The organism is Candidatus Methylomirabilota bacterium (genome assembly GCA_028870115.1).
GTDB lineage: Bacteria > Methylomirabilota > Methylomirabilia > Methylomirabilales > Methylomirabilaceae > Methylomirabilis.
Genome location: JAGWQH010000047.1, coordinates 1 through 14,093, shown reverse-complemented (window position 1 = coordinate 14,093; position 14,093 = coordinate 1). Strand labels below are relative to the sequence as shown.

The window sequence follows — 14,093 nt, the reverse complement described above, 5'->3', positions numbered from 1 at the left end:
ACTGTTAATATGGTTACTCGCGTCTCTCGAGTGCCGTCAGGATCCCGGCCAGGATCATCAGCGGGGGCGGCGGGCAGCCGCCGACGACCACATCGACCGGCACAACGGCCGACACGGGTCCTACCACCCCATAGCCGCCCGCGAAGATCCCGCAATCCCTGGCGCAGTCGCCGACGGCGACGACGATCTTCGGATCAGGGATCGCGTCATAGGTGCGCTTGAGGGGATCGGCCATATTGCGTGTGACCGGACCGGTGACCAGCAGACAATCCGCATGGCGCGGTGAGGCGACGAAGTGCATTCCAAACCGCTCCAAGTCATAGTAGGGATTATTCAGCGCCCCGATCTCCAACTCGCACCCGTTGCACGAGCCCGCATCCACCTCTCGGATGTGGAGTGAGCGGCCGAAGAGGCGCCGCGCGCGCTCGTCAACCTGGCGCGCGACGGCCTCGATCTGTCTATCGTCATGCGTCCTGACTGGCGGCTCAGTTACCACCGGTGTGGTCCAGATCTTTCTCACCAGTGTCAGCATCTCAATCCGCGTTCTCCTGTCACCTCACTGCGGCGATGTTCTTATCCCTCTCCGCGTCGCTTGGGTGTATGTGTCCGCTCGAGCCGTATCTCCTCAAGCATCCCGCGAACGCCGATCAGGTGGTTATTGAAGATTTCCCTGGCCGCGTCGAGCAGCTTAAAGATCGACGGGTCGCTTACGGAATAGTAAACATTCGATCCCTCTTTGCGGGCCACCACAATCCCCTTATTACGAAGGACCGCAAGCTGCTGCGAGGCGTTGGCGGGCTCAATCGAGAATCGCTGACTGATCTCGTTCACCGTGAACTCTCCATTGCGGAGCGCATCAAGGATCGAGATCCTCAGTGGGTGCGCCAGCGCTTTAAAGAAGTCCGCCTTGAAGTTGCTCAGTTGTTGTCTCATGGCTTTCGGATACTCACACAATTGCGCATTATTGCATCTGCAAGTATTCATATATGTACACCATTTGTTCACGCTCGTCAAGGTCTCGGCGTCAGCCCCTATCTTCACCCTTTCCAAAACACCCACAGTTTTGGGATACTGACACGCGATACGATTAAAAATAGCTGTTCCGGAAATCTTACGGGTATGGCAGGAGCCGGAACGACCTTCGCCGGAGGAGCGGGGTACCCACCGAGTCGCGGCCGGGAAGGAATACGGAAACTGACCGAGTCTGCGAGGGAATTTCCGAAGGCTGCCGCCCGGCAGCGACCGGCAGGGTCGTTTCGAGAGGCGGGAGAGTGACGGCTGCCTGCCATACCCAGGAGCATATCGGAATGTGGAAACGGCGGCGGATCGAAAGAATCTATCGGCCCGGCGAAGGGCACGAGGCGAAACACAGCATTCTCAGCGAAACGCTCCTGCGGCTGATACGGCAAGAGCCGTTACGCGAGCGGATCGTTCTGGATGTCGGGTGCGGCAATGGGCGCTTGACCTTTGCCCTGGCAGAAGAGGCCGGTCGGATTATCGGGATCGACTGGTCGGAGCAGGCTATCGAGCAGGCCAGTCGGCAAGCCCGCGCCCGCGGTCTTGACCACGTCACGTTCGTGCGCTGCGACGCGGAGCGGACCGACTACGGTGAGTTTGGTGCGATCGACCTGGTGGTCGCCCATCTCTGCATGTCAGACGAGATCCTTCGACGGGCGGCCGCGGTTCTGGCGCCGGGCCGCTGCATCGCCTTTTCGACCCTTCACCGGGACCAATGGAAAGAGAGCGGCAGGAGTTCGCGATTTGCCTACGGAGAACAGGATGTTGAAGCGGTGCTCGCCACAACGGGATTCGAGCCCGCCTATCTCGAGACCGAGCATGAAACACTGTCCTTTGCCGCTGCGGCTGACGCCCTGGCCTACATGGAGGCCCTAGATCTCATCGGGAAATGGAAGGCCGATAGTCGGTGGGAGGGGTTTCTCGCCTATCTGGAGCGCGGCGGGAGAGAGCTGACGATCAGGGCCCGTGTTACTGTGAAAGCGCGCAGGCGGTAAGCGCCTGGGCAATCTCCCTTTGTGCGTCGGGATCGGTCTCGCGGGTACGCGCCTCGCCGAGCGCCGCGCGCGCCTCAGCCGTGCCGATCCGTCCCAAGGCCCAGGCGGCGTGACCTCGGACCAGCGGCTCCGGATCAGAGAGGAGTGTCGCCAGAGCCGGGACCGATGTCTCGGCGTCCAGGTTGCCAAGCGCGACGGCCACGTTTCGCAGAAAGCCGCGCCGTTTTGAACGCTTAATGGGGCTCCCCTTGAACCGCGACCGAAACTGGTCGTCGTCGAGCGCAAGGAGAGGGATCAGCTCCGGCGCATGCAGACCCTCACGGGGGTGAAAAGTGGGCTCTACTGAGGCTCCGATATTGACATTGTACGGGCAGACCTCCTGGCAGATATCACAGCCAAAGACGTGGTTGCCGATCAACGACCGTATCTCGGTCGGGATGCTGCCTTTCAGCTCGATCGTCAGGTACGAGATGCAACGGCGGGCATCCAGCCGATAGGGGCCGACAAAGGCGTCAGTCGGACAGGCCTTCAGGCACAGATCGCACGAGCCGCACCGATTCTTGATCGGCTGGTCCGGCGGCAGATCCAGGCTGAGAAACAGCTCGCCCAGAAAAAAATATGAGCCATGCTTCGGGGAGATGAGGAGCGTATTCTTGCCGATCCACCCGATCCCCGCCAGACCGGCGACCTCCCGCTCCAATACCGGCCCGGTATCGACGTACACCTTGCCCTGGACCTCCTCGCCGACGGCATGACGAATCCGGTCGAGCAGGGTGGCAAGCCGGCTCTCCATCATCGTGTGATAGTCGTCCCCCCACGCATAGCGGGAGATCCATCCCTTGGGTACGTCGGTATGGTCTGTCTCGCGCGGGAATGGGGTGTAATAGTTGATGGCAACAGCGACGACCGAGCGCGCCCACGGAAGCCAAGTGTCCGGGTGGCGTCGCGCCTGCTCGGTCCGCGCCATATAGGCCATCTCGCCGCTATATCCCTCTTGCAGCCAGTCGGCGAATGACTGTTCATGGGGAGGGTCGCTGACCGGCGAGATGCCGACCAACTCAAATCCCAGGCTGTGGGCCTCCTCTTTGATCGCCTGAGCCAACTGCCCAGGGGTAGATGTGACCGTGTCGGGTTCCCGCTGCTTTACGTCCATGTGCGCTTACCGCACCGCCTTCACGAATCTCGGGCGCAACACGTCCGTTCTCTCCTCCAGCAGCGCCTGCAATCGAACCGCATCCTCGGCCATAAAGAGATTATTGAACAGACAGTAGGTCGGTAGGGTGCCCTCGCATGCGGCCTTCAGCCGCTCAAGGTCCTGATCGGTGTGGACGTATCGGTAGCCGGTGAGGCCGTGCAGCCGGTAGTAGCGGATCACGCCGTACAGCGCCGTCTCCTTGAGCGGATCAACGACATGAATCAGGTCTAATTCGCGGCAGAGACCTCGGATCGTATCGGGTGCCCAGGCATCGCGCGGCTCCCAGGCCGCTTGCCAGCCGGCGCGGTCGATCGTGGTGAAGAAGTGGCGCAGGTTTGCGATGTGCTCGGGCGTCGGCGTAAAGCTTGGCGGGCACTGAAAGACGATGACCGTGGCGCCCAGGGCTGCCGCAAACGCCCGCGTCCGGGTCCAGGCGTCGATGACTTCATCAGTGGGCCGGAACGCGCCGTAACGATCTTTCAATTCAGGTGGGATCGGCTTGGCGAGGCGGCGATAGGTCGGGCTTGAAGGCTCGTGCGTAATGAGTTGCCATGCCTTCATCGTAAATGTGAACCCGGTCGGCGCTCCCGCCCGCCATCGCGTGCCTGTACTGACCCGCGGCAGTTTGTAAAAGGTCTGTTGGATCTCAACAATCGGGAAGGTTTTGTAGTACTCCTGCTGTCCCATGGCGAAGCCACAGGTCCCGATCTTGGCCTGGATCACTGAATCTTCTCTTCATCAAATGGGGTGTCTTCTGACGAAGAAGAAGACGACTGTGGCCGAGGACTGCTCGGGCCCATCCAGGTTCGCGTGGCGGCAAGGGCCGATATAAGGAAGGTCGCGCCGGTGAAGAGGTATTCGGTGGTCAGCCAGTGCACGACCCAGACTGTCTCGGGGACAGGGGGCGGCCCAACCCACAGCCACTGCACCGCCTTGACAAGAAGCAGCAGAAAGGCTACCCAGGCGATGATGGCGACGAGCAGCCAGTGCCTGGATCCAGGTGTCCGTCGATAGGTCCGGAGCACCAGTGCGGCCAGCAGGAGCGATGCGCCGGGGATGAGCCACAGAAGCGGCTCATGCGGTATAGTATGGCCTCTGAGTGTCCGGCCGAGGGCGAGCTCCAGGCCGGCAATCGAGATGACCCGATGAACCCCGTATTGGCCGGCGATTACCCAGGGCAGAAAGAAGAGCCCCAAGGGGATGACCCCTACCCACGCCACCTTGTCCCAGCGTCGAGGAGACACGGGCGTGGTCGGCAGCGCAGCGAATACAGCGCCGCACTGCCAGCACGCGCTGGCTCCGGATACCTTGCGCGCGCCACAGGCCGGGCAGGCGCCAATCGGTTGAGTGCTCATCGGTACTCACGGACCGTGCATGAAAAGGTCCGCCTCCCCACACCACTATACTGTGAACGCCAAGTCCCCGCTGTCAAGACTTTTCCATCCTTATCGCCTTCAGCCTTCAGTCTATTATGAAAATCTCCCCCCACCCCTCTTTTCCAAAGAGGGGTACATCCTCCCTTTGGCAAAGGGAGGTCAGGAGGGATTCTTCGATAACGTAAAGTTGTGAGACAGTTAGTGACTACATCAGACCGGATATTCGATCCCATTCCGCCGTCAATTCCGTCACCCTTCGCTTGGCCTGAGTATGCGCATCCAGCGTTTCAAGGCATCGTTCCTTATTCTGGTAGATCTCCGGGTCGGCAAGAGCCTGGGAGAGATCCTGGAGAACCTTTTCGGCCTCGGCCACCTCCGCCTCGATCTTGGACAGCGACGAGAGAAGAGGGCTGGACTTCCGGTGCATCCGGTTGCGCGCCTCGGCCTCAGCCCGTTTCTGCTCCTTCGTCTTCCGTTCCTTCGAACGTTCCTCCTTCGCTCCGGGTCCCTGTGCCGGGGAGACAGGGGTATCTGGAGAGGAACGGATTGTACCCCCGGTATTCAGACCTGTAGAACCGGATTCGGCTTGGCCGCTGCCGGCGGCCTCTTCCGCCATCAGTTGCTTTTTATAGAGGAAATAATCGTAATCCCCGGCATACGGCGTGGCCGCTCCGTCCCGAACATCGATGATTCTGTTGGCCACGGCCCGGATAAAATGCCGGTCATGGGTGATGAAGCAGATCGTCCCGGAGAAGTCGCGGAGCGCTTCTTCCAGCACATCGCGGGAGGGGATGTCCAGGTGGTTCGTGGGCTCGTCCAGCAGTAGAAGGTTGGCGGGACGGATCAGCATCTTGGCCAGGGCCAGCCGGCTCTTCTCTCCGCCGGAGAGGACGGCGACCTTCTTCTTCACATCATCCCCGGAAAAGAGAAACCGCCCCAGAATCGCTCGGAGGAAGGACGACTCCTCCATGGGAGCGGCAGACGTGATCTCGTCAAGGAGCGTGTTGGCCGGGTTCAAGAGTTCCAACTGGTGCTGGGCATAGTAGGCTGTGGTCACGTTGTGGCCCAGCCTCCGTTCGCCCTTCTCGAACGGCAGGACGCCGGCCAGAAGCTTGAGCAGGGTGGATTTCCCCGCCCCGTTGGGGCCTGTCAGGGCCACCCGTTCCCCCCGGCGAAGCTCGACATTCAGGGCGCGGTAGATCGGATTGTCGTCATAGGACTTGTCGAGATCGATCAGCCGGATGACCGTCTCGCCGCTCCGTGGAGGCTCCGGAAATGAGAACCGGACCCGTTTCGCCTCAGGGGCCAGTTCCACCTTGTCCATCTTCTCCAGTAACTTGATCCGGCTCTGGACCTGGCGAGCCTTGGTGGCCTTATACCGGAAGCGGTCGATGAAGGCCCGGGTGTCCTCAATCTTTTTCTGCTGGTTCTTCGCGGTGGCCTCTAATATCTGCCGGGCCTCTGCCTTGGCCGCCACGAACTGGTCGTAGTTGCCGGTGTAGGCGATCAGTTGTTGTTGATCTACTTCCACCACCCGGTTGGCCAGGCGGTTCATGAAATTCCGATCGTGGGAGATGAGCAGGATCGCGCCGGCATATCCGGACAGAAACTTCTCCAGCCAGATGACCGACTCCAGATCCAGATGGTTCGTGGGTTCATCCAGCAGGAGCGCGTCCGGAGAGGAGAGGAGGATCTGGGCCAACGATGCGCGCATCCTCTGGCCTCCGGAGAAATTCTCCAGAGGCCGGGACAGGTGCTTCTCCTTAAAACCGAGGCCGAAGAGAATCTCCTTTGCTCTGGCCTCCAGGGAATACCCGCCGAGCTGTTCGTACTTGGTCTGAAGCGCACCGTAATGGGACAACAGTTCGTCCACTACTTCCGGAGGGGCCGTAGCGATCTCCTCCTCCAGAAGGCGGAGATGGCGCTCGATAGACGACGCCTCCGAGCCGTCGACCAGAACCTCTTCAAGCAGGGACTTGCCCTGATGGGCCTCCAGCTCCTGAGTCAGGTAGCCGATGACGGCCTTGTTGTTGATCGCGATCACTCCGCTGTCGGGCGTGATATTCCCCGCGATCATCTCCAGGAGCGTCGTCTTTCCCGCGCCGTTGGGTCCTACCAGCGCGACCCGGTCCTCAAGTCCGATCCGAAGAGAGACGTCTTTGAACAGCACGCGGCTGCCGAAGCGCTTGGATACCTGCTGAATCGAGATCATATAGTGTCAGTATAGGAGGACTTAAGTAGCGGTGTCAAACATGATAGAGGCCCTCGATCGGCCGAAAGATGCTTATGGAAGTAGCCGTGGCCATGCAATCAGGCCGGTCGCCTGTGCGGCGTTCCAGAGTTGCCGGTCATAGGTCGCCACCGTAACCGGCTCGCCCAGCATATCTTGCCAGAACAGAGCGGACGCCAAGTGAGCCGCATCGTAGCCGCGCAGGCCATAGTCCCAAGCAAGAGATGCGGCACGGGACACCAGAACCTCCGTCATCTGGAGGCGAACAAGACTGTCCCACTCAGCGCTGAAAAGCTGTAGCGCGGAGGCCCCTTCCTTGCGCGTCAACAGCGCCATGCGAACGGCCTTGGCCATCGCTGCGGCCACTTCCGCTCGGCTGATGATCGCTGTGCCGACCACCGCGGCCTGATCAATGAGCCCTCCAACCTCCGCAGAACCCGCCTCTGCCACGTACCGCTTGACAAGCGCGCTAGCGTCGAGATAGGCGATCACTCGCGGTCCTCAATCAGCAGATCGGCCACGGTGTGCTTTCCTCGGACCCGGGCCACGGGCGCCAAGGGTGTAAGCTTGCGCTTATTCCAGAGCACGAGGCCCGACTGGGCCAGCGCTTCGATGCGGCCTTCAATCGGCAGGATCGTCGGCACGATCCGGCCTATCGGCGTTCCCCGCTCGGCGATCTCTACCGACTCTCCGGCCTTGACCAGCCGCAGGTAGTGGCTCAGCCTGCTCTTGAGTTCCCGTATGCTGACTCTCGTGTGCTTCGTCACTCCTTCCACGACGTCACCCCCTTTATCGTGACCTCATTATATAACAGTGTGGTCACATGATGTCAAATCCATGGGAGTCCCCTAGCCAACCCGTCATCCCAGAACGTCTAAAAGCGGCTTGACCAGGCATAGGCCGTGCGCTATCATTTTGCTAGCGGTCGTTCGCTCGAAAATAAGGAGGTGGTGTATGGCACAACTCCTGGTCCGTGATCTGGATGATCGAGTCGTGCAGCGACTCAAGAGCCGAGCGGCCCAACACAAACGCTCGCTGCAAGCCGAGGCGAAGAAGATCCTTGAGGAAGCAGTGCCTGACTCTGACGCTGCGTGGAAGCGTATCGATCGCATCTTCAACCGCTTCAAACGCTCCGGTCGCCGATTTAGTGACAGCGCAGTGCTCATCCGAGAAGATCGCAATCGGTGAGCGCCTATGTGGTCGATGCCAGTATCGGCGTCAACATGGGTCCACTCTCGTTTCTAACTCATTCACTCCCTGTAGCTCTCTGACGAAGAGGCACGATCGCAGCCGGTGGGTTCGTCGCGAGTTCGTCATACCGGCGAAAGCCGGTATCCAGAGAGCCTGACTGGATTCCCCCGTATTACGTGCGAGGCAGGCTCGCCACGCACCTGTCTGCGTGCGGAGACGCACAGGCAGGCGGAATAACGTGTGTGTGCCAACTTGATGTTGCTCACTGTGATCATCTGAGTTGGCTTCCCTCCGCCGCAACAGGCCGTTCTCCTGGCTCCACAGCCTCATCCTTCATCAACTTTCTCTTGTCCGGTCAACACGAGTGATGTATATTGCAATGTATATGTGGAGGAGGATGAATCATGACACAGAAGATTCGCAAGCAGATCTATCTCGATCCCCGTCACGCTCAGCTCCTGAAACAGCTCGCTCATGATCTGAGTCTGTCCGAGGCGGAACTCATCCGGCGCGCCGTCGATCAGCAGGCCTCTCATCTTGTCCCCCGTCGCCTGGATCCAGCCGTCTGGAAGCGGGAACGAGCCTATATCGAGCGGTTGATCCGAGACGGCGCCGTCCCTGGCAAACGAACATGGACGCGAGATGGACTCCATGACCGCTGAGGTCTTTGTGGATACCAACGTCCTGGCGTATGCCTACGACCGCTCGGAACCGGCCAAGCAATGCCAAGCCTTGGCTGTGCTGGACGTCCTGGCCATGCGGGAACGAGGGGTTCTCAGCACCCAGGTCCTGGGAGAGCTGTTCGTCACGCTTACCCGTAAGCTGACGGTTCCAATAGGGGCGGCTGCGGCAACCGAGAGGATCCAACACTACCTGCTGAGCTGGCCCGTGCTGGAGGTGACGGGACTGATTGTGCTGGAGGCGGCACGCGGCGTCCAATCGCACCAACTTTCCTTTTGGGATGCGCAAATCTGGGCCACCGCCCGATTGAATCAGATCCCCGTCATCTTCAGCGAGGACTTCAGCACAAACCGGACATTGGAAGGTATTCAATTCATCAACCCGTTCGCCGCCAGCTTTCGCCTCGAGGATTGGTGTTGACCGCCCGACCGATGTCAAAGACGAACCCAGCCTGATCTGGCACTCTGGCGGCCTTCAGAAAGTGACTCCAGGTCAAGTCAAGCGCCCCCTTACCATCAGGTAGGGGAAGTCCTCGCATTGACAACGCAATAGGAACACGGAGCAATCCACGCGCCCGCGCGAGGGGCGACCTGCGGAGTTGGGGGGGTTGCCGCTACACTGGGGCTGCAGCTCCGAGACCTCGAAACATATCAGTTCGGACATCTCTGGTTTTTGGGGAATAGAAGAAGGCGATTGCATACAATATATCATTATGTTAGCATTTTTTAAGAATGGAGGAATTACGATGCCCATTACCCACCTCTCTGAAAAGGGGCAGGTTCTCATTCCCAAGGCGCTTCGCCGCAAGTTCGGCTTGAAGCCGGGCGCGAAGATCCAGTTGGCCGAGGAAGCGGGGCGGCTGATCCTCTCACCGGTTCCGCCTGATCCAATCGCCGCCGCCACGGGTTTTCTCGAAGGGGCATTCTCGCTGACGGCCGATCTCCGCCGCGACCATCAGGAGGAAATCCGCCGTGAGCGAAAAGTTCGTGCTCGATAGTTTCGCGCTCGTTGCGCTGTTTCACAAAGAACCGGGCTGGCAGCGCGTGCAAGCGGCCCTCTACGAACAGGAGAAGGCCAACTCGCGGGCGTTCCTCAATTGGATCAACTGGGGAGAATTCTTCTACGTCGCCAAGCGCCGGGTCGGAGCGGCCAAGGCGGAGGAAGCCCTGGGTCGGCTGGAGCAGTTACCGCTGGAACTGGTACCCCTGGACCTCCCCTTGGTACGGGCAGCGGCCGAGATTAAAAGCGAGTACACCGTCTCGTATGCCGATGCCTTCTGTGTGGCGACGGCCCAGCGGATCAACGCGACCATCCTCACCAGCGATCAGGAGTTTCGGGCCGTCGAGCATCTCATCAAGATCCGCTGGCTTGCCGGATAACTGCACCATCACGCCTCACTCGTCGCTTATCATCGCCTCACACTGCTACCCCTTTTAATCCACGCCCCCCGCGGGGGCGACTCTTGATAACAAGGCTACGTAGAAGTCTGGTTATTGTACCGTGTCGCCAAATCAAGTTGACCAAGCGATTTGACACTGGACAGGGATGGTACTACACTGTTAGTACGTTAAGATATCATGAGAGGAGGGATCGTCATGGTGAAGCACCTGACCAAGCATGGCAATAGCTTGGCTCTTGTGATCGATCGTGGGGTATTAGACCTTCTTGAGATCAATGCCGACACTCCCCTATCGATAACAACCGACGGGAAATGCCTGATCGTCACCCCGGTAATGGACCCGGAGAGACAGAAACGGTTTCGCGCTGCACTTGCGGAAGGACACCGGAAATACGGAAAGATGCTCAAACGTTTGGCAGATTAGCGAATGGCGCCCGTCTTCCTCAGTCTTGATGAGGTCATCGAGATCCATTGGGACATGATCGAACGGTATGGCGGAAGCGCCGGCATCCGCGATATGGGCCTGTTGCAGTCGGCTGTTGCCATGCCTCAGGCCGGCTTTGGGAACGAGTTTCTGCACGCTGATCTCTTCGAGATGGCCGCTGCCTACCTATTCCATATCGTACAAAACCACCCATTTATCGATGGCAACAAGCGCGTCGGATCGATGGGTGCTTTCACATTCCTCAAGCTCAACGGGCTGACGCTTGCCGCCCCCGAAACCGATTTCGAACTGGTCGTTCTGGAGGTTGCGCGGGGACGACTCAACAAAGCCGCGATCGCCGCGTTTCTCAAAACACACTCCCACCGTTAGCGTCGCACCGGCGCGACTCCAGGGCGGACGTAGCCGGTCAGTAGGGGCACGTTGCAACGTGCCCCTCCAGCAGTTTCAATCCACGCGCCCGCGGGGCGCGATCCAGGGGAGGGCTAAGGGAGGGTCAACGATAGAATCTTGAGCTTCAATGAGGCCACGGTACGAATGCCGCGGAAACAGCGGTGGGGGCCAAGCCTCTGTGCCGGCGGTGGCTTCACCTGCGCCAGGCCCAGGTTATTTTCTCACCTTAAGGTTTCCTTGCTACGACTTTGCCGTCTTGCCAAATATAGATAGGTGTATGGTGGACCTGTGCCGTTTTCCGCGCCACTTTGGCGGCCCGCCGCAGCGCGCGTCCAACCGCCCGCACAAATGCCTCAGTCTCCGCCGTGCCATTCGCAGGCTTCATGGACCTTCCTCCAATAATCGTGGAGCCTCCCCTGAATTGTCATATACAGCCCAAGTATCTGCCAGCGGTCGATAAGCGCCGCGAAAATTCGTCCAACTTCGATCAAAGCGCCGGACTACATCGGCGCGTGGGACGGTGTGTCCTCCCTGCCGCACACGGGCAGCAATACGCTGGAGCGCAAGCTGGACCGAAGGGAGCCAGAGGAACACCATGTCAATCCGATACCCGACGGCCCTCCATCGGTTCAGTAGCCTGAGATAGGTCCGTCCGCTTAAGGTGCTTCAAAAGCGAAATCTTCACGGGACTTGGCCAGCCTCTCCAGTTCAGACAGTACCAGTCTTCCCGCTTGTCGTGCCGCTAATTCCGGGCGAAGGGGTGACAGTCCACCGGCAATGAGGTCGGCATTCACAAAGTGAATCACGTCCACCTCGCGAGGCAGAAACTCTCTAGCAAACGTGGTCTTCCCCGCACCATTCGGCCCGGCAATCACGATGCACTGTGGACGCTTAGAAGTCGGGTTTTTCACGCCAATCTTACCAGCACGCGCAGGTCGGTGAGTTTCAATGCCTTTTCTCGATCCACTAACTATGCGCATACGAGATCGTATCATAGCAATCGGAGAGAATCCAATGCCCGGCCCATTTCAATCCACGCGCCCGCGCGGGGGGCGACCGGCGATCCCGATCCAGACCCAGAGCCAGTTTCAATCTACAGGGGGTTCATTCCCCGCTGCTGGCCGCGAGTTCGTCATACCGGCGAAAGCCGGTATCCAGCGAGCCTGACTGGATTCCCCCGTATCACGTGCGAGGCAGGCGCGTCACGCACCTGTCTGCGTGCGGAGACGCACAGGCAGGCGGAATAACGGGTGTTTGCAACTTGATGTGGCCCACTGTGATCATCTGAGCTGGCTCCCCTCCCCCCATCGAGGGGGAGGGTGCGGGTGGGGGGGTATACCAAACGCGTGAAGGACCCGCTATCGACGCAGATATCCTCAAGCTCCTAACGTTCCTCACCGGTTTCAATCCACGCCCCCGCGCGCGGGGCACACGCCTTCGCCAGACCTGAGGGCCTGCCTGTGTGGTCCACGCCGACAGGTCGCCGCTATGCGGCCAGGTCGATCTCGGTCTGAATCTTGTCCCAAGGCACCATCACGCGGTTGCGGGCATCTTTCTCGACCAGGCCGGCCTTGAGCAACAATTGGAGGTCGTCGTACACATTACGGTAGTCGCGCTGGACCTGCATGGCTAGATTGCGGATACTGGACGGCCCGATCTGGCGGAGGACCTTCAAGAGCGCCACGCGGCGGTCCGACAAGACCCTCTGTAACGTGGCCACGTTCAAGAAATAAAGGTGGACCTCCGGCTCTTTCAGCGCTCCTCGTTCTGCCTGCTTCCACGCCTCAACAAACTCCCGGTTGATAGCGGCTTCACCCTTGACCCCAATCCTGATTTGTCCACGACTCATGAACTCCTCCTGACGCGGTTGATATCCCGTTGAAAATGGGCAACCAGCGTCTCCACATCCCGGAAGTGATAGCGGGCTTCCTTCCCACAGAAATGGCGATGATCCCCTTTGCCTCGTTCGTTATCATACAGGACCATGCACCGTCCATGGCAGCGATCCCACGTGGTAGTCATGTGGGTGCGTGGCGGCCGCGTCGATGTTTCAATCCACGCCCCCGCGCGCGGGAAGTACTTTATCGGATAGGTTTGAATGGTAGAAGCACGATCATGGAGATGTCAATCAATGGGGTGCGGGAACATACGCTTCCTGATCCCCGCTTGGCTCACAACGATCATGTGACCATCCACGACTCCAGCATCACCGCGAATCAGTCGAAGGAGCAAAGCATTAAGTTCGTCCACCGTGGACGGGTAGATGCGGATATAAATCACTGAGCGCGGTGGCGGCTTTCGGTGCCGGAAGATCAGTTCGCCGTAATCCCGATCGAAGGTGAGTAAAATCCGGGAGTCCGCAGCACCCATACCGAGTACCGCCTCGTCAGCGATCCCCGGTGCGACTTCCTGGATTGACAGCACATCATAGCCTTGGGCTCTGAGCCAGGCGATGGTGGCAGCAGGAACATTCTCATCTGCCAGTAGCACGTCAGGCCGCCGGAGCCGATAAGAATATCTCGTCCTGGATGATCGTCTGCGCGTACGCGAACACGGCCTGTAGGTCCTCCAGAGTGATGTGAGGGTAGTTGTCGAGGATCTGTTTCTCGCTCCACCCCGCCGCCTTCAAGCCTAAAAGAAACTCGACGGTCAGACGGGTACCCTTGAGCCGCGGGCGCCCGCCGCAGACTCCAGGGTCCGTAACGATTCGATCTTTCCATTCCATAACCACACCTCCACCTAATGATGATGAGATCAGCATTGAAGTCATCATACATCCACGTACAGCCACCGCACAAGTTTCAATCCACGCGCCCGCGCGGGGCGCGACGGCTGCCTTTGCGCCGTTGCTGCATCCCGACGAAGTTTCAATCCACGCGCCCGCGCGGGGCGCGACTACCGGACGGAGACAAGACAGGTAGGCTAGGGTCGTTTCAATCCACGCGCCCGCGCGGGGCGCGACTCCCGCATGTCGCTCATGTTCTGGCTAGCCTGCTGTTTCAATCCACGCGCCCGCGCGGGGCGCGACGGCCACGCCCACGACGCCACAGCAGACGGGACCGGTTTCAATCCACGCGCCCGCGCGGGGCGCGACGGGTGCTGGCCGGTGAGTGTCCTGAATGTGGGGGGTTTCAATCCACGCGCCCGCGCGGGGCGCGACCGGTAAGCTCCATT

19 protein-coding genes and 1 CRISPR repeat array are annotated in these 14,093 nt (G+C 59.8%); of the genes, 8 read left to right on the top strand and 11 right to left on the bottom strand.

The annotated features are described in order from the left end of the window. Positions 1 to 13: 13 nt before the first annotated feature. On the bottom strand, positions 14 to 532 hold the full coding sequence (nuoB, locus tag KGL31_05080; protein ID MDE2321277.1) for an NADH-quinone oxidoreductase subunit NuoB: 519 nt from the start codon (positions 530 to 532) through the stop codon (positions 14 to 16). Positions 533 to 573: 41 nt separating this feature from the next. After that, positions 574 to 933 (bottom strand): winged helix-turn-helix transcriptional regulator, encoded by a 360-nt coding sequence (locus KGL31_05075; GenBank protein ID MDE2321276.1) that lies wholly within the window; start codon positions 931 to 933, stop codon positions 574 to 576. Between the two features lie 374 nt (positions 934 to 1,307). On the opposite strand from KGL31_05075, the gene KGL31_05070 reads away from it, so the two are divergent. Next, positions 1,308 to 2,012 carry a class I SAM-dependent methyltransferase gene (locus KGL31_05070; protein ID MDE2321275.1) on the top strand — a complete coding sequence of 235 codons (705 nt, stop codon included), beginning with the start codon at positions 1,308 to 1,310 and terminating at the stop codon, positions 2,010 to 2,012. Here KGL31_05070 and queG read toward each other — a convergent pair. The 6 genes from queG to KGL31_05040 form a co-directional block, all read right to left on the bottom strand. Continuing rightward, on the bottom strand, positions 1,987 to 3,165 hold the full coding sequence (gene queG, locus KGL31_05065; protein MDE2321274.1) for a tRNA epoxyqueuosine(34) reductase QueG: 1,179 nt from the start codon (positions 3,163 to 3,165) through the stop codon (positions 1,987 to 1,989). The genes KGL31_05070 and queG overlap by 26 nt on opposite strands. 6 nt (positions 3,166 to 3,171) lie before the next feature. Beyond that, complete coding sequence (locus KGL31_05060) at positions 3,172 to 3,930, bottom strand: DUF72 domain-containing protein (protein MDE2321273.1); 759 nt, start codon at positions 3,928 to 3,930, stop codon at positions 3,172 to 3,174. Beyond that, complete coding sequence (locus KGL31_05055; protein MDE2321272.1) at positions 3,927 to 4,562, bottom strand: hypothetical protein; 636 nt, start codon at positions 4,560 to 4,562, stop codon at positions 3,927 to 3,929. Before KGL31_05055 ends, KGL31_05060 begins: the two co-directional genes overlap by 4 nt. A 226-nt stretch (positions 4,563 to 4,788) precedes the next feature. Next, complete coding sequence (locus tag KGL31_05050; protein MDE2321271.1) at positions 4,789 to 6,795, bottom strand: ABC-F family ATP-binding cassette domain-containing protein; 2,007 nt, start codon at positions 6,793 to 6,795, stop codon at positions 4,789 to 4,791. A 72-nt stretch (positions 6,796 to 6,867) separates the two neighbouring features. After that, complete coding sequence (locus tag KGL31_05045; GenBank protein ID MDE2321270.1) at positions 6,868 to 7,305, bottom strand: type II toxin-antitoxin system VapC family toxin; 438 nt, start codon at positions 7,303 to 7,305, stop codon at positions 6,868 to 6,870. Beyond that, complete coding sequence (locus KGL31_05040; protein ID MDE2321269.1) at positions 7,302 to 7,580, bottom strand: type II toxin-antitoxin system prevent-host-death family antitoxin; 279 nt, start codon at positions 7,578 to 7,580, stop codon at positions 7,302 to 7,304. The genes KGL31_05045 and KGL31_05040 overlap by 4 nt, the downstream gene beginning before the upstream one ends. A gap of 187 nt (positions 7,581 to 7,767) precedes the next feature. On the opposite strand from KGL31_05040, the gene KGL31_05035 reads away from it, so the two are divergent. The 7 genes from KGL31_05035 to KGL31_05005 all read left to right on the top strand — a co-directional run bounded on the left by KGL31_05035 (position 7,768) and on the right by KGL31_05005 (position 10,898). Further along, positions 7,768 to 8,001: a hypothetical protein gene (locus KGL31_05035; GenBank protein ID MDE2321268.1), complete on the top strand. Its 234-nt coding sequence runs from the start codon at positions 7,768 to 7,770 to the stop codon at positions 7,999 to 8,001. Between the two features lie 407 nt (positions 8,002 to 8,408). Then, the gene (locus tag KGL31_05030; GenBank protein ID MDE2321267.1) at positions 8,409 to 8,666 is read left to right on the top strand and encodes a hypothetical protein; all 258 of its coding nucleotides are present in this window, start codon (positions 8,409 to 8,411) and stop codon (positions 8,664 to 8,666) included. After that, a complete protein-coding gene (locus KGL31_05025; GenBank protein MDE2321266.1) occupies positions 8,656 to 9,105 on the top strand; it encodes a PIN domain-containing protein in 450 nt (149 codons plus the stop codon). Before KGL31_05030 ends, KGL31_05025 begins: the two co-directional genes overlap by 11 nt. Before the next feature lie 325 nt (positions 9,106 to 9,430). Beyond that, positions 9,431 to 9,682 (top strand): AbrB/MazE/SpoVT family DNA-binding domain-containing protein, encoded by a 252-nt coding sequence (locus KGL31_05020; GenBank protein ID MDE2321265.1) that lies wholly within the window; start codon positions 9,431 to 9,433, stop codon positions 9,680 to 9,682. Then, positions 9,657 to 10,064: a type II toxin-antitoxin system VapC family toxin gene (locus tag KGL31_05015; GenBank protein ID MDE2321264.1), complete on the top strand. Its 408-nt coding sequence runs from the start codon at positions 9,657 to 9,659 to the stop codon at positions 10,062 to 10,064. The genes KGL31_05020 and KGL31_05015 overlap by 26 nt, the downstream gene beginning before the upstream one ends. Before the next feature lie 216 nt (positions 10,065 to 10,280). Continuing rightward, complete coding sequence (locus KGL31_05010; protein ID MDE2321263.1) at positions 10,281 to 10,508, top strand: AbrB/MazE/SpoVT family DNA-binding domain-containing protein; 228 nt, start codon at positions 10,281 to 10,283, stop codon at positions 10,506 to 10,508. A 3-nt stretch (positions 10,509 to 10,511) separates the two neighbouring features. After that, positions 10,512 to 10,898, top strand: a complete 387-nt coding sequence (locus KGL31_05005) for a type II toxin-antitoxin system death-on-curing family toxin (protein ID MDE2321262.1) — start codon at positions 10,512 to 10,514, stop codon at positions 10,896 to 10,898. Between the two features lie 1,507 nt (positions 10,899 to 12,405). On the opposite strand, the gene KGL31_05000 is transcribed toward KGL31_05005, so the two are convergent. From KGL31_05000 to KGL31_04990, 3 genes are all read right to left on the bottom strand, one after another. Continuing rightward, positions 12,406 to 12,768 carry a transcriptional regulator gene (locus KGL31_05000; protein MDE2321261.1) on the bottom strand — a complete coding sequence of 121 codons (363 nt, stop codon included), beginning with the start codon at positions 12,766 to 12,768 and terminating at the stop codon, positions 12,406 to 12,408. Positions 12,769 to 13,043: 275 nt separating this feature from the next. Then, a complete protein-coding gene (locus KGL31_04995) occupies positions 13,044 to 13,409 on the bottom strand; it encodes a DUF5615 family PIN-like protein (protein ID MDE2321260.1) in 366 nt (121 codons plus the stop codon). Position 13,410: 1 nt separating this feature from the next. Next, the gene (locus tag KGL31_04990) at positions 13,411 to 13,644 is read right to left on the bottom strand and encodes a DUF433 domain-containing protein (GenBank protein MDE2321259.1); all 234 of its coding nucleotides are present in this window, start codon (positions 13,642 to 13,644) and stop codon (positions 13,411 to 13,413) included. Between the two features lie 73 nt (positions 13,645 to 13,717). Next, positions 13,718 to 14,079: direct repeats of the CRISPR family, unit length 32 nt; unit sequence GTTTCAATCCACGCGCCCGCGCGGGGCGCGAC. Between the last annotated feature and the right edge of the window lie 14 nt (positions 14,080 to 14,093).